Source organism: Paraburkholderia caffeinitolerans, from assembly GCF_902859945.1.
GTDB lineage: Bacteria > Pseudomonadota > Gammaproteobacteria > Burkholderiales > Burkholderiaceae > Paraburkholderia > Paraburkholderia caffeinitolerans.
The window spans coordinates 40830-64024 of sequence record NZ_CADIKL010000001.1 but is presented as its reverse complement, the minus strand read 5'-3'; the positions used below and the strand labels follow the sequence as shown (position 1 = coordinate 64024).

The following is a 23195-nucleotide window of genomic DNA, read 5'->3' as shown; positions in this document are numbered from 1 at the left end:
CGAGGCAATCCGATGAAATTTGTCACCGCCACCGACGCCGGCCTCGTCTCCTGCCACGCTTGCGGCCACGTGCAGCCGCGCGAGCGCGAGGCCGCTCATGCACGCTGCGCACGCTGCCAATCGCCGATGCACGTGCGCCACCCCGACAGCCTCACGCGCACCTGGGCGCTGCTGTTCGCCGCTGCGATCCTGTACATCCCTGCGAATCTGCTGCCGGTGATGCACACGGCTTCGCTCGTCGGCGACGAGGACGACACCATCATGAGCGGCGTCGCCTACTTCTGGACCTCGGGCGACGCACCGCTCGCGGTGATCGTCTTCATCGCGAGCATTCTCGTGCCCATGCTCAAGCTCTCGGTGCTCGCACTGCTTTGCACCACGGCGCAGCGCCGCTCCAAGTGGCGCCCCGCCGAACGCACCAAGCTCTACAGGCTCGTCGAGTTCATCGGCCGCTGGTCGATGCTGGACGTGTTCGTGGTCACACTGACCGTCGCGCTGGTACGCTTCCAGTCGCTTGCGGTGATTACGGCGGGGCCCGGCGCGATAGCGTTCGGCTCGGTCGTGATCCTGACGATGCTGGCGTCGATGCAGTTCGATCCGCGCCTCATCTGGGATCCGGTAGACGAAGATAAACAGCAACCATCGCAACACTCTCAGGATCGCCCTCATGAATAGTCCGAAAGGACCGACCCCGCCCGCTGGTGGCGGCTCGCTGCCGCCTGACCTTCCCGAGCCGGACATCGTCAAGCCGAGGCGCTGGCTCCCTTCGCTCGTCTGGATCGTGCCGCTCGTGGCGGCCTTGATCGGCATCGCGCTCGTGGTGAAATCGGTGACCTCGCGCGGCCCGACCATCACGATCAGCTTCCTGAGCGCCGAAGGACTCGAACCCGGCAAAACCAAGGTCAAATACAAGGACGTCGATATCGGCTCGGTGCGCGCCATCAAGCTTTCGCCGAATCTCTCACGCGTGCTCGTGACCGTGGAACTCACCAAGGACGCCGAAAATTTCGCCAAAAAGGACAGCCACTTCTGGGTCGTGCGCGCGCGTATCGGCGCGAGCGGCGTCTCGGGTCTCGGCACGCTGCTTTCGGGCTCCTACATTGGCGCCGACCCGGGCCGCTCGAGCGATACCGCGAGCGACTTCGTCGGGCTCGAGACGCCTCCCGCCGTGACCATCGACGAAAAAGGCCACCGCTACACGCTGCATAGCGAGGCGCTCGGCTCGCTCGACATCGGCACGCCCATTTTCTACCGGCGCATCCAGGTGGGCCAGGTGACGGGCTACTCGCTCGACAAGGACGGCAACGGTGTGACCGTGCAGGTGTTCGTGAGCGCGCCCTACGATCAGTACGTGGGCACCAACACGCGCTGGTGGCACGCGAGCGGCGTGAACGTGCAACTCGATTCGAACGGCATCAAGGTCAATACGCAGTCGCTCGCGACCGTCATCGTGGGCGGCCTCGCATTCCAGGCGCCGCCTGGCCAGGCAATGGGTCCGCAGGCGCCCGACTACTCCACCTTCACGCTCGCGACCGACGAGGTTGAAGCCATGCGCGAGCCCGACGGCGCGCCGCAGCGCGTGGTGATGTACTTCAACCAGTCGCTGCGCGGCCTCTCGGTAGGCGCGCCGGTCGACTTCCGCGGCATCGTGCTCGGCCAGGTGACAGGCATCGGCATCGAATACGACCCGAAGGAGCACAACTTCACGATGCCGGTGACGATGGACCTGTATCCGCAGCGCCTCGCGCGCCGCACGCGAGGCGACGCGCCCATTCCGGGTTCGCCGCAAGGCCAGGAGCTCGTCAAGCGCCTGGTCGCGCGCGGCCTGCGTGGCCAGTTGCGCACCGGCAACCTGATCACCGGCCAGCTCTACGTCGCGCTCGATATCTTCCCGAAGGCGCCGGCCGCCAAGGTGGACTTCGACCACGTCCCGATGGAACTGCCGACGATCCCGAACTCCCTCGAGGAACTGCAGGCACAAGTCGCCGACATCGCGAAGAAGCTCGACAAGATCCCGTTCGATCAGATCGGCAACAACCTGAACGACTCGCTGAAGAACGCGAACCAGTTGTTCGGCAAGGTCAACGACGAGATCCTGCCGCAGATGCGCGGCACGCTCGACCAGGCGCAGAAGACCTTCAGCGCCGCGCAGTCCACGCTGCAGCAGGATTCGCCGCTGCAATCGGACGTGCATCAGGCGCTGCAGGAACTCACGCGCACACTGCAATCCCTCAACGCGCTCTCCGACTATCTGGAGCGCCATCCCGAATCGCTGCTGCGCGGCAAATCAGGAGACAAGCCATGACGTTTCGCCGGCTCCCCCTGCGGCTCCCCGCAGCCCCGGCCCTCGCGGCGCTCGCCTTCGTGGCGGCGCTCGCGGGCTGCGCCTCGCCCGTCAGCCGCTTCTACACGCTAAGCCCCACCGACGATGCCGCGCATGCGAGCGTCGCCTCGACCACGGGCAATCAGGCTTTGCTCATCGCACTCGCGCCGGTCGACGTGCCGCCGCAGGTTGCAAAGCTGCAGTTCGTCGTGCAGAACAACGCCAATCAGGTCAAGGTGCTCGAGCAGGAACGCTGGGCTTCGCTGCCCGGCGACGAGATTCGCCGCGCGCTCTCCGGCGATCTCACGCAGCAGCTCGGCGCCATCGACGTGTACGGCTCGCCGCATCCCGAGGGCGTGCCGGTCTATCGCGTGAGCGTAAACGTTCAGCGCTTCGAATCGTGGCCGGGCTCGCATGCCCTCATCGACGCGGTCTGGAGCGTGCGTGCGCTCGACTCGCAGACGGTCATGACCTGCCGCAGCGTGCTCAACGAGCCCGTCGGCGACGGCTATGATGCGCTCGTGATCGGTCACCGGCGCGCGGTGGCGGCGCTCTCGCAGGCCATCGCGAGCGGCGTGCGCGCGCTCGCCGCCGCGCCGCAAGCGAGCGCGACTGCCAGCACGAAGACCACGGCGAAGAACGGCGCGAAAACCTCGACGCACATGTCGCCCATGACCAGCATCGCCTGCCCGCAGGCCGCGTCCACCGCCGCAACGGCGGGCTGAGTCCCTGCGCGGACAACTGAGGACGGACGCGGTTCGCCGCGTCCGTATCGCGCCTCTTGCGCGCCTCACACGCTCCCCTGCGTCATGGTCACGCCATGGCGCCCACCGGTTTCGCCGCCGCCCCTGCGGACCGGCTTCCCACACGCCCTTCCGCGCCCTCGCTGTCCAACTCGAACCGCCCAATCCGCGCGAGCCGCGATAATGCCGCTTTACCCTATTGCTTGGCGCATTAGTATGTTTCGTTCGTTCAAGACGCTCTGGAAAAAATGGCGCGCGTCGCGCAGCGCCATCCAACAACTCGATGCGCTGCTCGCCATCGCCGATGCCGACGCCCCCTACGCGGAGCGCAGCGACTGGCTGATCGAGCTCGCACACTGGATCCATCGGCGCGGCCAGCTCGACGCCGAGGCCGCCGCGTCCGATGCGCCGCTGCGCGCGCCGCCCGAGCATGCGCGCGTGCGCTACCTGCTGCACGTGCTGGACCGCAATCCGGCATGGAAAGCCAAGGTCGGCGCGATGGTGCGCAAGCTGCTGCGCGAGAGCGACAGCCTCACCCTGCTCTGCGACGCGGGCATGCCGGTCCACTCGAACCTGTTTGGCGCGCTCGTGGGCCGGATGCAGGCGCAGTTGATCCCGCCCGCGCCGAACCGCCGCGATCTCGCGGCGCTCTTCACGCTGATGTTCCCTTCGACTCACGACCCCGAGTGGATCGCCACGCTGCCGCGCGACCTGCTCGCCCGGCTGCGGACCTTGATCGCCGAGCCCGGCGCGGTGCAGCCAGACGCTGTAGCTGCAGCCAACCCTACCGCCGCCGTCCCCGCGCGCGCCTCCGACGAAGACAGCGCGTCCGCCGCTCGCCCCGCCGCTTCGGTGAGGTTGCCCAACGAGTTCTCGCTGGGCCTGCTCACAGCGCTGCACAACCTGACCTGCCAGATCAGCTCGACCGGTCTCTCGCCGACGGTGCGCAGCCGCCTTTCGAACGAAGACGCGCGCGTCGCCGTCGAAAAGCTGTCGTTCTTCCGCCTCACGCGCGCGATGCTCGCGGTGGAAAGCGCGCGCGACGCGGGCGAGCCCACGCGCCTGCTGCAGGAAGTGACATGGCTGCGCCTCTTGCTCGACGATTGCCGCAAGGCCACCGACGACGTCTTCGCGCACCTCTACCGCCACGGCGTGCGCGTTGACACGGTGTTCCAGGTCCAGCGCATGCGCATGCGCATCGTGCGCGCGGAGCGTCTGCTCGACGCGTGGATGGCCGCCGACGATCCCGCGACGCAAGCGCGCCTTGTTGCCGATCTCGTGCGCGCGAACCAAAAAAGCCAGAGCATGGCGCACCTCGTGCGCAGCAACTTCGCGCTGCTCTCGCGCAAGGTGGTGGAACTCTCCGCCGACACGGGCGAGCACTACATCGCTCGCGACCGCGCCGAATACCTCACGATGCTGCGCATGGCGGCCGGTGGCGGCCTCGTCACGGCGGTGACGGTCTACGTGAAATTCGGCATCACGGGCGCGCACTTGCCCTCGATGATCGAAGGGCTCGTCGCGGGCATCAACTACGCGCTGAGCTTTCTCGTCATGCACTTCTGCCACTTTTCGCTCGCGACCAAGCAGCCCGCGATGACCGCGCCTACGCTCGCGCGCGAGCTCGACGGCGCCAACGAGCCCGCGGGGCGCGCGCGCTTCGTGTCGTCAGTGGTGGCGCTGATCCGCACCCAGGCCGCCGCCGTGCTCGGCAACGTGCTGCTCGTGTTTCCGGCCTGTCTCGCGATCCAGCTCGCGTTCGGCTGGCTGTTCCACGCCAACCTCATCACGCCGGCGAAAGCGCACGCGACGCTCCAGTCGTTCTCGCTGATCGGCCCGACGCCGTTCTACGCCGCGCTCACCGGCGTGCTGCTGTGGGCGTCGAGTCTGTTCGCGGGCTGGGCCGACAACTGGTTCGTGCTGCATCGCGTCGAGGACGCGCTCGCGTGGAACCGGCGCCTGCGCATGACGCTGGGCGCCTCGGGCGCCGCGCGCCTCGCGCACTTTTGCCGCGTAAATGCGGCGGGCGTGTGGGGGAACCTCGTGCTGGGGATGATGCTCGGCCTCGTGCCGGCGATTGTCTCGGCCGTCGCGTTCCACTTCGAAGTGCGCCACGTAACGCTCTCGGCGGGCTCGATCGGCGTGGCGCTCGGCGTGCTCGGCACCGCTCCGCTCAAAACCGGCGAGCTCTGGTGGGCCGTGGCCGGCGTGGCGAGCATGGCCGTGCTCAACGTGACCGTGAGCTTCGCGCTCGCGCTGCACATGGCAGTGCGCTCGCGTGACCTCGCGCGCCAGGACGTGCGTCCACTCATGCGCGCGTTCTGGCGACGCGTGACGCGGCATCCGATCGATCTGGTGTGGCCGATCCGGCGGGCGAAGATGCCTGAAGGAAACGATTGACCCAGTGGGATCCCAGGCAGGCCCGCCAGCAGCCTCGCCCCAGAATCAGGCCGCTCGCACGGCCAGCCGCTTGAGGGGGGCAGGCCTAACCCGCGTACAATAGCGCCTTCCCCGCAGCGTCCCCTCTCTTCTCATGTCTTTCGACTTCTTTGCTCCCTGCCCTCGTGGCCTCGAAGCCCCGCTCGCCGCCGAACTGGCCGAAATCGCGCAGCGGCGCCTGCCGCCCGGCGCGCTCCAGCTGGGCGCCGACGTGCCCGGCGGCGTGCATTTTCGCGGCAACTGGGCCGGCGGCATGGCCGCGAACCTGCATTCGCGCATTGCCAGCCGCGTGCTCCTGAAAATCGCCCAGCGGCCCTATCGCGGCGAGCAGGACATCTATGCGCTCGCGCGCGAGCAGCAGTGGGAAAAGTGGTTCTCGCCGAACGAGACCATCCGTATCGACATCACCGCGATCAAGTCGCCGCTGCGCAGCCTCGAATTCGCCACGCTGCGCGTGAAAGACGCGATCTGCGACCGCATGCGCGACAAGGCCGGCGCGCGTCCGAGCGTCGATACCGCCTATCCCGACGTGCGCGTGTTCGCCTTCCTCACCGCGAACGACTGCACGCTCTATCTCGACACCTCGGGCGAGCCGCTCTTCAAGCGCGGCTGGCGTCTGGACAAGGGCGCCGCGCCCCTGCGCGAGAACCTTGCCGCCGGCATCCTGCGCCTCACGGGCTGGACGCCCGAGATGCCGCTCTATGACCCGATGTGCGGCAGCGGCACGTTTCTGGCGGAAGCGGCGCAGGTCGCGCTCGACATTGCGCCGGGGCTGTCGCGCAGCTTCGGCTTCGAACGTCTGAAGCAGGCCGACACCGCCGCGTGGCGCCATCTGAAGAGCGAAGCGAACACCTTGCGCAACTCGGCCATGAGCCGCGCAACGGACCTGCACATCTTCGGCAGCGACATTTCCGACGTCATGCTCGAGAAGGCTCGCGCCAACTTCGCGCGCGCGGGTCTCGGCAAGGTGCCGCTCAAGCAGCTCGATGCGCGCAACATGACGCCGCCAGCCGTTGGCAACGGCGTCCTCGTGGCGAATCCGCCGTACGGCGAGCGTATCGAGGTGCGCGGACGCAACGCACGCGGCGAAGCGCGCGCGCCCCGCGAGATGCGGGACGACTACGAAGAGCAGGAAGCCTTCCGCCGCGTCCATACCGACGCGCCCGACGCCGAATTCTTCCAGGCGCTCGGCGACGCGCTCAAGCAGCGCTTCACGGGCTGGCGCGCGTTCTTCCTGACTTCGGACCGCAAGCTGCCGGGGCAGTTGCGTTTGCGCGAAGCGGCCAAGACGCCGCTCTTCAACGGCGCGCTCGAATGCCGCCTGTTCCGCTTCGACCTGATCGCGGGCAGTGTGCGCCAGCGTCCTGCCAGCGCCGGCCAGGACGTCGCCGCCGGCAAGAACCCGGGCAGCGCCGACCAAAACAGCTAGGCCACTGCGCGATGCACCCCCTGCGCCGCGTCCGTACTTCAGACGCGCGCAGGCCCAACCGCCGCGCCGCCCGGCTCGACGGGCAGCGGATATCCTTCGTACTCCGGAAAAAGCCTCGGCAGCAGGAAAACCGGCAGCGAATGACGCGAAAAGCAGCGCGACGTGGAAGCCGGGTGAATCAGATGCAGGCAGCTCGCCTGCGTGTCCTCGGCCGCAAGCACTTTCTGGCCCGACTCCACCACGCGACGGATGAAGCTCTCGTCTTCGCACAGATTGACGTCGTCAAAGCGCGCGATATCGAAGAGCGCCTTGCGGTACACGTACGCAAAGCCGTAGAAAAGAATGAAATCGGCGCCGATCTGCATCTTCTCGTGGAAGGTCACCGTGCTCACTTCCTTGCCCTTGAGCACGTAATGCAGGCCCACACGCGCATTCAGGTCCATGTAGCCCAGGAACTGCGTATGCGGCGCGTACATCCAGAACGTCGATAGCTTCATGAGCTGCGCGCCGCTTTCGCGCAGCAGCCGTGCCATGGTCGCGAGATAGTGCGAGGCGTAGTGATCGTCGTCGTCGAAATGGGCGATCAGCTCGCCGCGCGACTCGCCCACGAGGAAATTGCGCTTCGCGCCGATCGACATGGGCGTCTTCGACCAGTAGTAGCGCACGCGCGGGTCGGTATCGGCGAGTTGGCGCATGAAGGCGCTGGGCTGCGGACTGTCGTCGAGCACGAGCCACTCCCAGTCGACTTGCTGACGCGCCACGCAGCGCGCGATCGCCGGCAGGAAGGCCTCGCGGTTGGCCGTGGGCGTAATGATGGAGATGTTTGGAGACATGAAGAGCAAGGCTGGCCACGGGCCGCCGGTTCAAAAGAACAAGAGAGAATAAATCCGTCGATTACAGCAGATTTGCGCGCGCCCCTCTCTCGAAAACGCGTGCCGGCATGGCGCCGCGCAACCCGATGAACGTACTGTCAAAGCTACTGACAGCACGCTGTCAGCAGCCCCACCGCACACTCCTACCTACGCCAGCCCGCGCGAGCGCAAGCGCATCCCGGGCAGGCCGGCGCCACGGCATCCCGCCAACCGCCGCCATTTCACCGTATCCGCCATCGACACCATTGGCATCCGAGGAGCGCATCATGTCGACCGAAGTTTCCCGTGTCATCTCGTGGTTCGAAATTCCCGCGCACGATCTGGACCGCGCCGCGACCTTTTACGAAACCGCCCTCGATACCTCGCTGCAACGCGAAGTGGTCGGCGGCGTGCCGATGGCGCTGTTCTCGCATACGGACGCCGAAACCGGCGGCTGCATCGTGTTCAATCCGCGCGACGCCAAGCCGGACCCGAAAGGCGTGCTCGTGTATCTGAACGCGCAGCCGTCGATCACGGCCGTGCTCGACCGGGTGGAGAAGGCCGGCGGCAAGAAGCAGGGCCCCGCGGTGGAGCTGCCCAATAACTACGGCTATATCGGCTTCTTCATCGATACCGAGGGCAACCGCGTCGGCCTGCACGCCGCCAAGCTGGGCTGAACGCGGCGGCGCTATCATCCTGGGGACCGCTTCTGGTCACGCCTCCGGCCACGCGGTTCTTCGCTGTCCGAACCGGCCGTCCGAACTGGCCGTCCGAAACCGCCCACCATCTGGCCCGCCCAACCATGACCCGCCGAGCCGACCGCCTGTTCCGCATCGCCGAGCTGTTGCGCGGCCGCCGCCTCACCACCGCGCAGCAGCTCGCGCAGTGGCTCGAGGTGTCGCCGCGCACCGTCTATCGCGACGTGCGCGACCTGCAGCTTTCGGGCGTGCCGATCGAAGGCGAAGCGGGCATCGGCTACCGGCTCGCGCGCACGGCAAGCTTGCCGCCGCTCACCTTCACCGCCGACGAGCTCACCGCGCTCGCCGTAGGCGCGCGCATGGCCGAATCGTGGGGCGGCGCGGTGCTCGCGGGCGGGGCTCGCGGCGCGCTCGCGAAGATCGCCGCGGCCATGCCCGCCGACAAGCGCGCCGTGCTCGAACGCATCGCGGTGTTCGTGCCGTCGTATCACGTCGATCCCACGTATTCGGAGAAAGTGGACGCACTGCATCGCGCCGTCGATTCGCGGCTCGTGGTGCGCTTCGCGTATTGCGACCGCATCGGCGCGCATACGCAGCGGCGCATCTGGCCGCTCGGGCTCGTGTACTGGGGGGCGCAGTGGACGGTCGGCGCGTGGTGCGAAATGCGCGAGGATTTCCGCAACTTCAACATCGCGCGGATGAACGACGTAGAAGTGCTCGAGCCGTTTCCCGACGTGAGCGGGAGACGGCTCGGCGATTATTTGCGGCGCGTGGAAGCGCCGTCTAAGTAATGCGGCAGAAGCCTTACTCCACCGTCTTCACCATCTCCTCGATCACCTTCTTCGCGTCGCCGAACACCATCATGGTCTTGTCCATGTAGAACAGTTCGTTGTCGAGGCCGGCGTAACCCGCCGCCATCGAGCGCTTGTTCACGATGATCGTGCGCGCCTTGTAGGCCTCGATGATCGGCATGCCCGCGATCGGCGACTTCGGATCGTTCTTCGCGGCCGGATTCACCACGTCGTTCGCGCCCAGCACCAGCACCACGTCGGTCTGGCCGAACTCGTTGTTGATGTCCTCCATCTCGTAGACCATGTCGTAGGGCACTTCCGCTTCCGCGAGCAGCACGTTCATGTGGCCTGGCATACGACCCGCCACCGGGTGAATCGCGTAGCGCACGTCCACGCCCTTTTCCACGAGCTTGTCCGTGAGTTCCTTGAGCGCATGCTGCGCGCGCGCGACCGCCAACCCGTAGCCCGGCACGATCACGACGCTCTCGGCGTTGCCGAGCATGAACGCGGCGTCGTCCGCCGAACCCGACTTCACCGGACGCTGCTCCTGCGAGCCGCCAGCCGCCGCTCCGCCCGCTTCGGCGCCAAAGCCGCCCAGCAGCACGTTGAAGAACGAGCGGTTCATCGCGTGGCACATGATGTACGAGAGAATCGCGCCCGACGAGCCCACCAGCGAGCCCGCGATGATGAGCATGGCGTTGTTCAGCGAGAAGCCGATGCCCGCCGCCGCCCAGCCCGAGTACGAGTTCAGCATCGACACCACGACGGGCATGTCCGCCCCGCCAATCGGGATGATGATGAGCACGCCGAGCGCGAACGCGATCGCCGTCATGATGATGAACGGCAGCCACGATTGCGTCAGGAAGAACAAGACGCCGAAGCCGATCATGCCCAACGCGAGCATCAGGTTGATCAGGTGCTGGCCCGGGTACACGACGGGCGCGCCCTGGAACAACCGGAACTTGTACTTGCCCGAGAGCTTGCCGAAGGCGATCACCGAACCACTGAACGTAATCGCGCCCACAAAGGTGCCGATGAACAGTTCGATGCGATTGCCATAAGGCAGGAAGCCCGGATACGGCGCATCCTCGGCCACCAGCCCGAACGCCGCCGGCTCCGACACCACCGCGTACGCAATGCACACGGCCGCGAGACCGATCAGCGAGTGCATGGCGGCAACCAGCTCGGGCATCTTGGTCATCTCGACGCGCGCGGCCACAAACGCGCCCAGGCCGCCGCCCACCACCAGCGCCCCGAACAGCAGCCCGAGACCGAGCCCGAGGTTCGAGCCGAATTGTGCGGACTGCTTCGCAATCAGCGCGATGGTGGTGAGAATGGCGATGGCCATGCCCACCATGCCGAACATATTGCCGGCGCGCGCGGTGCGCGGGTTCGAAAGCCCCTTGAGCGCCTGGATGAAGCAGACCGACGCCACCAGGTAGAGCAGCGTAACGACATTCATGCTCATCATGCGCCCTCCTTCGCTGCGGCCTTCTTAGGCTCTTTCTTGCGGAACATTTCGAGCATGCGCCGTGTGACGAGGAAGCCGCCGAACACGTTCACCGCCGCGAGCAGCACCGCGAAGGTGCCGAAGAACTTGCCGGCGCCGCCCACCGTGAGGCCGGTCGCCAGCATCGCGCCCACGATCACGATGGCCGAGATCGCATTGGTCACGGCCATGAGCGGCGTATGCAGCGCGGGCGTGACGTTCCACACGACGTGATAGCCCACATACACGGCCAGCACGAAGATGATCAGATTGATGACGGTATGGTTGATCAGTTCCATTGCCGGGTCTCCTCAGGTCTTGCGCGTGACGGCGCCGTCACGGGCCAGCAGCGTGGCCGCGACGATGTCGTCCGCGAGATCGATATTGAGCGCTCCTTCCTTCGTTACGATCAGCTTCAGGAAGTCGAGCAGGTTGCGCGCGTAGAGTGCGGAGGCATCGGCGGCCACCATCGACGCGAGGTTCGTGTAGCCGCAGATCTGCACGCCGTGGTGCATAACCACTTTGTCGGCCTCGGTGAGCGGGCAGTTGCCGCCGCGCCGGCCGGTTGCCTGATCCGCTACCGGGCCGCGCCCAGCCGCCAGGTCGATCACCACGGAGCCAGGCTTCATCGCCTGCACGGTGTCGGAGGGCAGCAGCGTGGGCGCGTCGCGGCCCGGAATCAGCGCGGTGGAGATGACGATATCGGCCTGCTTCGCGCGCTCGTGCACCAGCGCCGACTGGCGCGCGAGCCACGAGGGCGGCATGGGCCGCGCGTAGCCGCCCACGCCCTGCGCCGCTTCGCGCTCCTCATCGGTTTCGTAGGGCACGTCGAGGAATTTTGCGCCCAGCGACTCGATCTGCTCCTTCACGGCAGGACGCACGTCCGAAGCCTCGATCACGGCGCCCAGGCGCTTCGCGGTGGCGATCGCCTGCAGGCCCGCCACGCCCGCGCCCAGAATCAGCACGCGCGCGGCCTTCACCGTACCGGCCGCTGTCATGAGCATCGGCATGAAGCGCGGATAGAGGTTGGAAGCCACCAGCACCGCCTTGTAGCCGGCGATGTTGGCCTGCGAGGACAGCACGTCCAGACTCTGCGCACGCGTGGTGCGCGGCGCGGCTTCGAGCGCGAACGCCGTCACGCCCGCTTCCGCGAGCTTCTGGGCGTTCTCCGCATTGAAGGGATCGAGCATGCCGACCAGCACCGCGCCGCGCTTCATGAACGCGAGCTCGCTTACCGAGGGCGACTGGACCTTGAGCACGAGCTCGGCACCGAAGGCGGCGGCCGCGTCGGCGATCTGTGCGCCGGCGGCCGTGTAGGCCTCATCGGGAAAGCTCGCGCCGGTGCCGGCGCCTGCCTGGATAGTGACCGTGTGACCCTGCGCGACGTACTTCTTGACTGTCTCCGGTGTCGCGGCCACGCGGGTTTCGTTCGCCCGCGTCTCTGCGGGCACTCCGATATGCATCGCTGTTTCCTCCTCGACCTGCTTTCGTTCTAATCTGGCTCAAAATCGAGCGGAGTACGGCCGACGAGGCGCGCCGGCTTTCTATTGCAACGGCAAAACGACGCACCACTGTAACCGAAACCCGCAGCGCGGTTGAAGCCAGAAATGCCCTGTTTTGTGCACTGCACACAACACTTTGATATGTCCGACCGGACGGTTGGCGATACGCCCAGCGGGCCGGCCGTTGTGTCCCCCATGCGGTCTGGATGGCACTGCCGGACGCACGATCCGGCCCCGGGCAACCTTGAGCGCGTGCCGGTAAAATAGCGGCCCATGAATGATGAAACCTGGGCCCCCCACGTCACCGTGGCGTCAATCGTCGAGCGCGACGGACGCTTTCTGCTCGTCGAAGAGCACACGCCAGCCGGCTTGCGCCTGAATCAGCCCGCCGGGCATCTGGAAGCCGGCGAGACGCTCCATGAGGCCGTCGTGCGCGAAACACTGGAAGAAACCGCCTATGCGTTCGCGCCCGAGGCGCTGGTCGGCATGTACATGACGCATTTCGGCAAACCCGGCGAAAGCGGCACGACGTATCTGCGCTTCACCTACTGCGGCAGCGTCGCGAGCGAGCCGGAACCGCGCGCGCTCGATCCGGATATCGTCCGCACGCTGTGGATGAGCGCCGACGAACTGCGCGCCGCGAGCGCGCGTCACCGCACACCGCTCGTCATGCAGTGCGTCGACGATTACCTCGCGGGCAAGCGCGTGGCGCTCGATTTCGTGCACACCCACGCGGTCGGACCCAAGGCGGGGCCGAAAGTGGAACCCCAGGACTGAAAGCAGCAACAAGGCAGCAGACAAATGAGCAAACGTAAGGTCGTGGTAGGCATGTCGGGCGGCGTCGATTCGTCGGTCACCGCATGGCTGCTCAAGGAGCAGGGGTTCGACGTCGTCGGTCTCTTCATGAAGAACTGGGAAGACGACGACGACGGCGAGTACTGCTCGACGCGCCAGGACTGGATCGACGTGGTGTCGGTCGCGGACCTGATCGGCATCGACGTGGAGGCGGTCAATTTCGCCGCCGAGTACAAGGACCGCGTGTTCGCGGAGTTTCTGCGCGAATACTCGGCGGGCCGCACGCCGAACCCCGACGTGCTCTGCAACGCCGAGATCAAATTCAAGGCCTTCCTCGACCACGCGATGTCGCTGGGCGCGGAAACCATCGCCACGGGTCATTACGCGCGCGTGCGCCAGAACGAACTCAGCGGACGCTTCGAACTGCTGAAGGCGCTCGATCACACGAAAGATCAGTCGTACTTCCTGCATCGCCTGAACCAGGCGCAGCTTTCGAAGACGATGTTCCCGCTCGGCGAAATTCCGAAGACGAAAGTGCGCGAGATCGCCGAACAGATCGGCTTGCCGAACGCGAAGAAAAAGGACTCGACCGGCATCTGCTTCATTGGCGAGCGGCCGTTCCGCGACTTCCTGAACCGCTATCTGCCGACCAAGCCGGGCCCGATGATGACGCCCGACGGCAAGGTCGTGGGCGAGCATATCGGCCTCGCGTTCTATACGTTCGGGCAGCGCAAAGGCATTGGCCTTGGCGGCAGCAAGGACGGCAGCGGCGACCCGTGGTTCGTCGCGGGCAAGGACATGGCCGCCAATACGCTCTACGTCGTGCAGGGCCACGATCATCCGTGGCTGCTCGCGCACGAGCTGCGCGCGGGCAACGTGAGCTGGGTCGCGGGCGAGCCGCCCGCCGACGGCCACGCGTGCGGCGCGAAAACGCGCTACCGCCAGGCTGACGCGCCCTGCTCGTTCAGAGCCGCGGGCGAATTTGGCGAAGGCCAGTTCGCGCTGCATTTCCCCACCGCGCAATGGGCCGTGACGCCGGGTCAGTCGGCGGTGCTCTACGACGGCGACGTGTGCCTCGGTGGCGGCATCATCGAAGCCGTGACGACGCTAGAGCCGCATGTGCCCGCCGTGCCGCCCCCCGTCGCACCGAAGAAAAAGCGCTCGCCGCGCAAGAAATCGGCACAATTCGCGGCCTCGGCGGCGCGCTACCTGGCTTAGTTCCCAGCTTAGGTACTGGCATAAGCACGCTCGCGCGGCGCACCCGGCGCCGCGCGTTTTTCCCTCTGCCCTCCGCACGATCGGCCCCTCGGTTTCACGCCGGCTTTTTGCCCTCCTCCCGGCCAGATTCACCAACTTGCGGCATCATTCGAGCACGCCAGCGCCTCACCCGGGCGCGGCCGTACCCGGGCGGCCACAACCCGCCTCGCGCAGCGAATCAAAAGATCGAGGAGTCCCCCATGTTTTCCCGACGTTACCTCGCCATGTGGTGTGCGGTGCTGCTGCTGGCAGCCTGCGTGCTTGCATCGGCGCTCCATCATCTATCGTGGCTGTGCGCCATCGTGCCCGCGCTCATCGTCGCGCTCGGCATCTGGGACATGACACAGCAGCGCCACGCCATCCTGCGCAACTATCCGCTCTGGGGCCATCTGCGCTTCCTGTTCGAGTTCGTGCGCCCCGAGATCCGCCAGTACTTCGTCGAAGACGACACCGACGAAAAGCCCTTCTCGCTCGTGCAGCGCAGCGTGGTCTACCAGCGCTCGAAAAACACCGTCGACAGCCGCCCGTACGGCACCGAACTCGACGTGAAGGCCGTGGGCCACGAATGGATCAGCCACTCGCTCGCGCCAACGAAAATCGCGGGCAGCGATTTCCGCGTGCTGGTTGGCGCGGAGCGCGCGCAGCCGTATTCGATATCGATCTTCAACATCTCGGCGATGAGCTTCGGCGCGCTGTCCGCCAACGCGATCCGCGCACTCAACCTGGGCGCAAAGAAAGGCGGCTTCGCGCACGACACCGGCGAAGGCTCGATGTCGAAGTACCACCGCGAAAACGGCGGCGACATCATCTGGGAAGTCGCCTCGGGCTACTTCGGCTGCCGCAACGACGACGGCACCTTCAGCGCCGATAAATTCCAGCGCCTCGCCCAGGAGCCGCAGGTCAAGATGATCGAGGTGAAGCTCTCGCAGGGCGCAAAGCCGGGCCACGGCGGCATGCTGCTGGCCGCCAAGGTCACGCCCGAGATTGCCGAGACGCGCGGCATTCCGATCGGCAAGGACTGCGTCTCCCCCGCGCGCCATTCGGAGTTCTCCACGCCGCGCGGCCTGCTCGAATTTGTCGATCGGCTGCGCAAGCTCTCGGGCGGCAAACCCACCGGCTTCAAGCTGTGCATCGGCCACCCGTGGGAATTCTTCGGCATCGCCAAGGCCATGCTCGAAACCGGCATCCTGCCCGACTTCATCGTCGTGGACGGCGCCGAAGGCGGCACCGGCGCGGCGCCCATCGAGTTCACCGATCACATCGGCACGCCGCTGCAGGAAGGCCTGCTGCTCGTGCATAACACGCTCGTGGGCATCGGCCTGCGCGACAAGATCAAGATTGGCGCGAGCAGCAAGATCATCACCGCGTTCGATATCGCCAAGACGCTCGCGATCGGCGCGGACTGGGTCAACTCGGCGCGCGGCTTCATGTTCGCGGTGGGCTGCATCCAGGCGCAGAAGTGCCATTCGGACCGCTGCCCCACCGGCGTCGCTACCCAGGACCCGGCGCGCCAGCGCGCGCTAAACGTGCCCGACAAGGGCGAGCGCGTCTACTACTTCCATCGCAACACGCTGCACGCGCTGCAGGAAATCCTCCAGGCCGCCGGACTCGAGAGCCCCGCCGATCTGCGCGCGCATCACATCGTGCGCCGTGTTTCGTCGTATGAAGTGAAGCTGATGTCGGAACTGCTCAAGTACCTGAAACCGGGCGACCTCATCGAAGGACGCTACCGCTATCAGCTGTACGAGAAGTGGTGGCCGGTCGCGCGCAGCGATTCGTTCGCGCCGGATGCGGAAAAGATGAACTGGTGAAGCGATGGTTGCGCGCGCAACGCCATTGCGGCGTGCGCGCGTCCTGCGTCATGACATGTTTTATGCCTGCGGCACGGTATCGGCGAACGACGGCCGCTGCATGAGCTTTTCGAAGTGTCGCGCGAGATTCGGATGTGGCTCGCGCCAGTCGAGCTCCGGCATGCGGAAGTCGAGATAGCCGAGCGCGCAACCCACCGCGATGTCGGCGAGCGTGTAGCGGTTGCCCGCGCACCATGCATTGCCCGCGAGCCCCTTGGCCATCGCGTTCAAGCCCTCGCGAATCTTGCGCTGCTGGCGCGCGACCCACGCCTCGCTGCGCTGCTCGGGCTCGCGCTGCGTGCCCTCCACGCGGATCAGCACGGCGGCGTCGAGCATGCCGTCGGCGAGCGCCTCCCAGCACCGCACCTCCACCCGCTCGCGCCCGCCCTGCGGAATCAATTTGCCGACCGGCGAGAGCATGTCGACGTATTCGCAGATCACGCGCGAATCGAACACCGCTTCGCCGTCCTCCATCACGAGACACGGCACCTTGCCGAGCGGGTTGAAATCGTGAATCGCCGTCTCGGCGCCCCACACGTTTTCAAGCACCAGCTTGTAGTCGATTTTCTTTTCGGCGAGCATGATCCGCGCCTTGCGGACATACGGGCTGCCGAGCGAACCGATAAGTTTCATCACACCTGCCTTTTCTGGAATCCGGCGAAAGTATACGTTGGAATGCCCTGATTCTGACGGGTCGCCTTCTTCAGCAGCAGATTTCTCCGATCCGTGTTGTCGGCTCGATGCAACAGCGCACGCGCGCCACCCCGCCGATGCGCGTGCTGCACAGGCCCTCACAGGCCCTACTACGCAGGCGCTACAATCGCACGATGGACACGAACCTCACGGAAAGCACCTCGGCCGCTGCGGCCACTCCTGGCGCCGCAGCCGATGCACCGCGCGGCCCCGACGGCGGCGCAGCGCTGTACCGCGCGCGCCGCGAGCGCGTGCTCGCCGCGCTGCGCGCCAAAGGCGGCGGCGTGGCGCTGGTGCCCACCGCGCCCGAGGCGGCGCGCAACCGCGACACCGAATATCCGTATCGGCACGACAGCTACTTCTATTACCTCACCGGCTTCACCGAGCCCGAGGCGCTGCTCGTGCTCGACGCGAGCGCGGGCGAGAACCAGCCCGCCACGATCCTGTTCTGCCGCGCGAAGAACGTCGAGCGCGAAACGTGGGAAGGCTTTCGCTTCGGGCCCGACGGCGCGCGCGAGGCGTTCGGCTTCGACGCCGCGTTTGCCGTCGACGATATCGACACCCAGGTGCCGCGCCTGATCGCCGATCGCCCGGCGCTCCATTACGCGCTCGCAGCCTCGGAGCGCTTCGATGCGCAGGTCAAGCGCTGGATCGACGCCGTGCGCGCGCAGTCGCGCGGCGGCGTTGCCGCGCCGGCCGCCGCGCACGACCTCGTGCCGCTGCTCGACGACATGCGCATCGTCAAAGACACGCACGAGCTCGACACCATGCGCCGCGCCGCGAAAATTTCGGCGCTCGCGCACGTGCGCGCCATGCAGGCGTGCCGCCCCGGCATGCGTGAATACGAGCTCGAAGCCGAGCTGCTTTACACGTTCCGCAAGCATGGCGCACAGGCGCCCGCCTACGGCTCGATCGTCGCGACGGGCGCGAACGCCTGCGTGCTCCACTATCCGGCCGGCAACGCGGTGGTGCGCGAAGGCGACCTGATCCTGATCGACGCTGCGTGCGAGCTGAACGGCTACGCCTCCGACATCACGCGCACCTTTCCCGCGAGCGGGCGCTACACGAGCGCCCAGCGCGAGCTCTACGAGATCGTGCTCGCGGCGCAGCAGGCCGCCATCGACGCCACGCGCGCGGGCGTGAACTTCGAGGCGCCGCACGAGGCCGCCGTGCGCGTGCTGGCGCAAGGGCTGCTCGACACCGGCATCGTGGACAAGCAGCGCTTCGCGAGCGTCGACGACGTGATCGCCGAGCGCGCCTATGCGCGCTTCTATATGCATCGCACCGGGCATTGGCTCGGCATGGACGTGCACGACGCGGGCGACTATCGTGAACGCGGCGAACGCGGAGTTCACGACGACCGCGACGCGAATGCCGGCGCCGCCGTCGCGCCGCCGTGGCGCACGCTGCGGCCCGGTATGACGCTCACGATCGAGCCCGGCCTCTACGTGCGCGCCGCCGAGGACGTGCCCGAGCGCTACTGGGACATCGGCATCCGCATCGAAGACGACGCCATCGTGACCACCACCGGTTGCGAGCTGATCACGCGCGACGTGCCCGTGGCCGCAGACGAAATCGAGGCGTTGATGCAGGGCGCGCGCCCCGGCGCGTGAGCGCACATACAAAAGCCAACGATCTGAAGCGAACGCAGCGACATGAATGCAGCGAACACCCCCGCAAGCGCAGCCGCAAATACAGCCACAAGCGCGCCCAACGAATATGACGTGATCATCGTCGGCGCGGGGCCAGTCGGGCTTGCGCTCGCCGGCTGGCTCGCGCGGCGCAGCGCGACGGCGGCGCTCTCGGTCGCGTTGATCGACGCGCGCGAGCCCGACGACAGCGCCGGGGACCCGCGCGCCATCGCCGTCTCCCAGGGCAGCCGCACGCTGCTGCAGGCGCTCGCATGGCCGCAGGACGCGACGCCGATCGAACGCATCCACGTCTCGCAGCGCGGCCACTTCGGCCGTACGCTGATCGACCGGCACGACTACGACCTGCCCGCGCTCGGCTATGTCGCGCGCTACGGCGCGATCGTGCAGTCGCTCGCGCACGCGGTGCGCGGCACGCGCGTGCACTGGCTGCACCACACGCACGCGCACGAGCCGGTCGTCGAGCACGACGGCGTGACGCTGCCCGTGCAAAGCGCCGGCGTCATGCGCACGCTGCGCGCGCGCATTCTCGTGAACGCGGAAGGCGGGCTCTATCGCGCACAGACGGCGCTTAAGCCACCGCTTGGCAACACGGACCGAGACGACCAACAAGACGAAACCGCCAATGCTTCTGGCGGGGCCGATCAGGCAGATTCCACCACCGCCGCGGCCCCGGACTCGCACAAGCGCACCCGCGACTACGGCCAGACCGCGCTGGTCGGCGTGGTGACGGTTTCGGCGCCGCAGCCGCATGTGGCCTGGGAGCGCTTCACGAACGAAGGCCCGATCGCGCTGTTGCCGATCGGCGGCGTGCGCGGCGCGGACTACGCGCTCGTATGGTGCTCGTCGCCGGCCGAAGCCGAGCGCCGCGCCCAGCTTTCCGACACCGATTTCCTCGCCGCGCTCGGCACCGCCTTCGGCACGCGGATGGGCCGTTTCACGCAGATCCACGGCCGCGCGGCGTTTGCGCTCGGCCTGAACGCACTCGACACGCTGGTCAGCGGCAACAACCGCATCGCGGCTGTGGGCAACGCGGCGCAAACGCTGCATCCGGTAGCCGGCCAGGGCCTGAATCTAGGCTTGCGCGACGCCCACGCGCTTGCTGACGCCCTCGCCCAGCACGGCGCCACGCCGCACGCGCTCGCCGACTTCGCGGGCCGCCGCGCGTTCGACCGCCGCATGACGATCGGCGCGACGGACACGCTCGCGCGCCTGTTCACGATCGACTTCGCGCCGCTCGCAACGCTGCGCGGCCTCGCGCTCACGGCGCTCGAACTCGCGCCGCCGGTCAAGACGGCGCTCGCGCGGCAGATGATGTTCGGGCAGCGGAATTGAGGTGACGGATCAGCATCCGCCCTGAAAGGGTCGAATCGCCTTACACATCAAGGCACGACAACCGAACCCTGGCGCCCTCCGCCAGAACAACACCAGGGTCCGCAAGCCGAGACCGCCCATCTCGTTAACGCTAAAATACGCGTTTCCCCTTTTCGAGCCGCAGCCGCGCCGATGCCTTCGACGTCCATCGAAGCCAGCCGGGCGCGCTGCCGCTTTCGTCCGTGCATCATGTTCACAATTGGCCGCCACACCCTGCGCAACAACCTGTTCGTCGCCCCCATGGCGGGCGTCACGGACCGGCCGTTCCGTCAGTTGTGCAAGCGGCTGGGCGCGGGCTATGCAGTTTCGGAGATGGTCGCGTCCAACGCGCAGCTCTGGAAGAGCGAGAAGACCATGCGCCGCGCCAATCACGCGGGCGAGGTCGAGCCCATCGCCGTGCAGATCGCCGGCGCGGACCCGGAGATGATGGCCGAAGCGGCGCGCTATAACGTCGCAAACGGCGCGCAGATCATCGACATCAACATGGGCTGCCCGGCCAAGAAGGTCTGCAACGTGGCGGCCGGCTCCGCGCTGCTGCAAAACGAGCCGCTCGTCGCGCGCATCGTGAAGGCCGTGGTGGACGCCGTGGGCATCGGCCCCGACGCCGTGCCCGTCACGCTCAAGATCCGCACCGGCTGGGACCGCGAGCACCGCAACGCGCTCACCATTGCGCGCATCGCGGAGGACAGCGGCATTGCCATGGTCACCATGCACGGACGCACGCGCGCCGACCTCTATCACGGCGAAGCGGAGTACGAAACGATTGCGGCCGTGAAGGCCGCCGCGCGCATTCCGGTGGTCGCCAACGGCGACATCACGAAGCCGCAGAAAGCACGCGACGTGCTCGCCTTCACGGGCGCCGACGCCATCATGATCGGCCGCGCGGCGCAGGGGCGCCCGTGGCTGTTTCGCGAGATCGAGCATTTCCTCGCGACCGGCGAGCTGCTGCCGCCCCCGCGCGTGGACGAGATCCAGGCGATCATGAACGAGCACCTCGAAGACCACTACGCGTTTTATGGCGAGTTTACGGGCGTGCGTACTGCGCGCAAGCATATCGGCTGGTACACTCGCGGCCTTTGCGGCGCCAATACGTTCCGGCATCGCATGAACACGCTGGACACCACGCGCGACCAACTCGCCGCCGTCAACCAGTTCTTCGACGAGCAAAAGGCCGTTTCCGAGCGCCTCGTCTACGTCGACGACGAAACCGATGCAGACGGCGAGCGCGAACCCACCGATCGACTGGCAGCATGAGCAAGCACAATATCGAACAATCCGTCCGCGAGAGTCTGGGGATTTATTTCCAGGATCTCGACGGCAGCAATCCGCACGGCGTCTACGAAATGGTGATGGCCTGCGTCGAAAAACCGATGCTCGAGGTGGTGCTCGAGCAGGCAGGCGGCAATCAGTCGCTGGCCGCCGAGTATCTCGGCATCAACCGCAACACGCTGCGCAAGAAGCTCCAGCAGCACGGCCTGCTGTAACGGACCGCTGTAACGACCGTCACTGCTCCACGGACGGTTCTGGACTTCCGGCGCGGACTCCTCGATCCCTCGGCAACCTCTCCCCCATCATGATCAAGCAAGCGCTCATCTCCGTTTCCGACAAGGCTGGCATCGTCGATTTCGCGAAATCGCTGTCGGACCTCGGCGTCAAGATCCTGTCGACCGGCGGCACCGCGAAACTGCTCGCGGACGCAGGCCTCAACGTCACCGAAGTGGCCGACTACACCGGCTTCCCGGAAATGCTCGATGGGCGCGTGAAGACGCTGCACCCGAAGGTCCACGGCGGCATTCTCGCGCGCCGCGATCTGCCCGAGCACATGGCCGCGCTCGAAAAGCACGACATCCCGACGATCGACCTGCTGGTGGTGAACCTCTACCCGTTCGTCCAGACGATCTCGAAGGAAGAGTGCTCGCTCGAAGACGCGATCGAGAACATCGACATCGGCGGCCCGACCATGCTGCGCTCGGCGGCGAAGAACCACCGCGACGTGACTGTCGTGGTCGATCCGGCCGACTACGCGAAGGTGCTGGAAGAAATGCGCGCGAACGGCAACGCCGTGAGCTACGCCACCAACTTCCGCCTCGCGACCAAGGTGTTCTCGCACACGGCGCAGTACGACGGCGCGATCACGAACTACCTCACGAGCCTCACCGAAGCGCTCGAGCACAAATCGCGCAACACCTACCCGGCCGTGCTGAACCTCGCGTTCGACAAGGTCCAGGACCTGCGCTACGGCGAAAACCCGCACCAGAGCGCAGCGTTCTACCGCGACCTGCAAGCCGGCGCCGGCGCGCTCGCGAACTACACGCAGATCCAGGGCAAGGAGCTCTCGTACAACAACATCGCCGACTCGGACGCCGCGTGGGAATGCGTGAAGACCTTCGACGCGCCGGCCTGCGTGATCATCAAGCACGCGAATCCGTGCGGTGTGGCCGTGGGCGCGGACGCGCTCGAAGCGTATTCGAAGGCGTTCCAGACCGACCCGACCTCGGCGTTCGGCGGCATCATCGCGTTCAATCGCGAAGTGGACGAAGCCGCGGCGCAAGCGGTCTCGAAGCAGTTCGTCGAAGTGCTGATCGCCCCGTCGTTCTCGGCAGCCGCCAAGGCCGTGTTCGCCGCGAAGCAGAATGTGCGTCTGCTCGAAATCGCGTTGGGCGATGGCCATAACGCATTCGATTTCAAGCGCGTGGGCGGCGGCCTGCTGGTGCAATCGCTCGACGCGAAGAACGTGCAGCCGCACGAGCTGCGCGTGGTGACCAAGCGCCACCCGACGCCGAAGGAAATGGACGATCTGATGTTCGCATGGCGCGTCGCGAAGTTCGTAAAGTCCAACGCAATCGTGTTCTGCGCCAACGGCATGACGATGGGCGTGGGCGCGGGCCAGATGAGCCGAGTGGACTCGGCGCGCATCGCCAGCATCAAGGCCGAGAACGCGGGGCTTAAGCTCGCGGGCACGGCGGTGGCGTCGGATGCGTTCTTCCCGTTCCGTGACGGCCTCGACGTGGTGGTCAATGCGGGCGCGACCTGCGTGATCCAGCCGGGCGGCTCGATGCGCGACGACGAAGTGATCGCCGCCGCCGACGAGCACAACATCGCCATGGTGATGACGGGCATCCGCCACTTCCGTCACTGATCCTCGCGTGCGGCGCGCGGCGCGCACGCGTCGCCGCCTCGCTGCAAAGCCCGCCGGACGCGCGTTCCGCGGGCTTTTTCTTTGCCTTGCGCGCCTTGCACACGGCGACTCGACGCTCGCGGCCGCTGTGCCGTTCGTTGTACCATCGCAGGCACAATCCAAGGCACACCCCA

General features: G+C 66.7%; 20 protein-coding genes. 15 read left to right on the top strand and 5 right to left on the bottom strand.

Annotated features, from left to right (window positions below):
• The first annotated feature begins 12 nt into the window (after positions 1-12).
• The 5 genes from HV773_RS00275 (at position 13) to HV773_RS00255 (ending at position 6934) form a co-directional block, all read left to right on the top strand.
• On the top strand, positions 13-675 hold the full coding sequence (locus HV773_RS00275) for a paraquat-inducible protein A (RefSeq protein WP_129561224.1): 663 nt from the start codon (positions 13-15) through the stop codon (positions 673-675).
• The gene (locus HV773_RS00270; RefSeq protein WP_129561223.1) at positions 668-2305 is read left to right on the top strand and encodes a PqiB family protein; all 1638 of its coding nucleotides are present in this window, start codon (positions 668-670) and stop codon (positions 2303-2305) included. Before HV773_RS00275 ends, HV773_RS00270 begins: the two co-directional genes overlap by 8 nt.
• Complete coding sequence (locus HV773_RS00265) at positions 2302-3048, top strand: PqiC family protein (protein WP_129561222.1); 747 nt, start codon at positions 2302-2304, stop codon at positions 3046-3048. Before HV773_RS00270 ends, HV773_RS00265 begins: the two co-directional genes overlap by 4 nt.
• 234 nt (positions 3049-3282) lie before the next feature.
• Positions 3283-5466 carry a site-specific recombinase gene (locus HV773_RS00260; protein WP_129561221.1) on the top strand — a complete coding sequence of 728 codons (2184 nt, stop codon included), beginning with the start codon at positions 3283-3285 and terminating at the stop codon, positions 5464-5466.
• 133 nt (positions 5467-5599) lie between these two features.
• Positions 5600-6934, top strand: coding sequence for a THUMP domain-containing class I SAM-dependent RNA methyltransferase (locus tag HV773_RS00255; protein ID WP_129561220.1), 1335 nt, complete (start codon positions 5600-5602; stop codon positions 6932-6934).
• A gap of 38 nt (positions 6935-6972) precedes the next feature.
• Here the strand turns inward: HV773_RS00255 and HV773_RS00250 are convergent, their stop codons facing one another.
• On the bottom strand, positions 6973-7767 hold the full coding sequence (locus tag HV773_RS00250; RefSeq protein WP_129561219.1) for a glycosyltransferase family 2 protein: 795 nt from the start codon (positions 7765-7767) through the stop codon (positions 6973-6975).
• A gap of 305 nt (positions 7768-8072) precedes the next feature.
• Here HV773_RS00250 and HV773_RS00245 point away from each other — a divergent pair, with 305 nt between their 5' ends.
• Together HV773_RS00245 and HV773_RS00240 are read left to right on the top strand one after the other, a co-directional pair.
• Positions 8073-8462 carry a VOC family protein gene (locus tag HV773_RS00245; protein WP_129561218.1) on the top strand — a complete coding sequence of 130 codons (390 nt, stop codon included), beginning with the start codon at positions 8073-8075 and terminating at the stop codon, positions 8460-8462.
• A gap of 125 nt (positions 8463-8587) precedes the next feature.
• On the top strand, positions 8588-9274 hold the full coding sequence (locus HV773_RS00240) for a helix-turn-helix transcriptional regulator (RefSeq protein ID WP_129561217.1): 687 nt from the start codon (positions 8588-8590) through the stop codon (positions 9272-9274).
• 13 nt (positions 9275-9287) lie between these two features.
• On the opposite strand, the gene HV773_RS00235 is transcribed toward HV773_RS00240, so the two are convergent.
• Genes HV773_RS00235 through HV773_RS00225 form a run of 3 tightly spaced genes read right to left on the bottom strand, consistent with a single transcriptional unit; the run spans position 9288 to position 12226 of the window.
• Positions 9288-10742, bottom strand: a complete 1455-nt coding sequence (locus HV773_RS00235) for an NAD(P)(+) transhydrogenase (Re/Si-specific) subunit beta (RefSeq protein WP_129563271.1) — start codon at positions 10740-10742, stop codon at positions 9288-9290.
• A complete protein-coding gene (locus HV773_RS00230) occupies positions 10742-11062 on the bottom strand; it encodes a proton-translocating transhydrogenase family protein (protein WP_129561216.1) in 321 nt (106 codons plus the stop codon). The genes HV773_RS00235 and HV773_RS00230 overlap by 1 nt, the downstream gene beginning before the upstream one ends.
• A 12-nt stretch (positions 11063-11074) precedes the next feature.
• Positions 11075-12226, bottom strand: a complete 1152-nt coding sequence (locus HV773_RS00225; RefSeq protein ID WP_129561215.1) for a Re/Si-specific NAD(P)(+) transhydrogenase subunit alpha — start codon at positions 12224-12226, stop codon at positions 11075-11077.
• A gap of 312 nt (positions 12227-12538) precedes the next feature.
• On the opposite strand from HV773_RS00225, the gene HV773_RS00220 reads away from it, so the two are divergent.
• The 3 genes from HV773_RS00220 to HV773_RS00210 all read left to right on the top strand — a co-directional run bounded on the left by HV773_RS00220 (position 12539) and on the right by HV773_RS00210 (position 16128).
• Positions 12539-13042 (top strand): NUDIX hydrolase, encoded by a 504-nt coding sequence (locus HV773_RS00220; RefSeq protein ID WP_129561214.1) that lies wholly within the window; start codon positions 12539-12541, stop codon positions 13040-13042.
• Between the two features lie 24 nt (positions 13043-13066).
• A complete protein-coding gene (gene mnmA, locus HV773_RS00215; RefSeq protein ID WP_129561213.1) occupies positions 13067-14278 on the top strand; it encodes a tRNA 2-thiouridine(34) synthase MnmA in 1212 nt (403 codons plus the stop codon).
• Between the two features lie 239 nt (positions 14279-14517).
• A complete protein-coding gene (locus HV773_RS00210; protein ID WP_129561212.1) occupies positions 14518-16128 on the top strand; it encodes an FMN-binding glutamate synthase family protein in 1611 nt (536 codons plus the stop codon).
• A gap of 60 nt (positions 16129-16188) precedes the next feature.
• On the opposite strand, the gene HV773_RS00205 is transcribed toward HV773_RS00210, so the two are convergent.
• A complete protein-coding gene (locus tag HV773_RS00205) occupies positions 16189-16800 on the bottom strand; it encodes a glutathione S-transferase (RefSeq protein WP_129561211.1) in 612 nt (203 codons plus the stop codon).
• 194 nt (positions 16801-16994) lie between these two features.
• On the opposite strand from HV773_RS00205, the gene HV773_RS00200 reads away from it, so the two are divergent.
• The 5 genes from HV773_RS00200 (at position 16995) to purH (ending at position 23022) form a co-directional block, all read left to right on the top strand.
• Complete coding sequence (locus HV773_RS00200; protein ID WP_129561210.1) at positions 16995-18473, top strand: aminopeptidase P N-terminal domain-containing protein; 1479 nt, start codon at positions 16995-16997, stop codon at positions 18471-18473.
• 42 nt (positions 18474-18515) lie between these two features.
• Entirely contained in the window at positions 18516-19844 is a 1329-nt protein-coding gene (locus tag HV773_RS00195) for a UbiH/UbiF/VisC/COQ6 family ubiquinone biosynthesis hydroxylase (protein WP_129561209.1), read from the top strand.
• A 228-nt stretch (positions 19845-20072) separates the two neighbouring features.
• A complete protein-coding gene (gene dusB, locus HV773_RS00190) occupies positions 20073-21137 on the top strand; it encodes a tRNA dihydrouridine synthase DusB (RefSeq protein ID WP_129563270.1) in 1065 nt (354 codons plus the stop codon).
• A complete protein-coding gene (locus HV773_RS00185; protein ID WP_129561208.1) occupies positions 21134-21367 on the top strand; it encodes a Fis family transcriptional regulator in 234 nt (77 codons plus the stop codon). Before dusB ends, HV773_RS00185 begins: the two co-directional genes overlap by 4 nt.
• An 89-nt stretch (positions 21368-21456) precedes the next feature.
• Positions 21457-23022 (top strand): bifunctional phosphoribosylaminoimidazolecarboxamide formyltransferase/IMP cyclohydrolase, encoded by a 1566-nt coding sequence (gene purH / locus HV773_RS00180; RefSeq protein WP_129561207.1) that lies wholly within the window; start codon positions 21457-21459, stop codon positions 23020-23022.
• Positions 23023-23195: the final 173 nt, after the last annotated feature.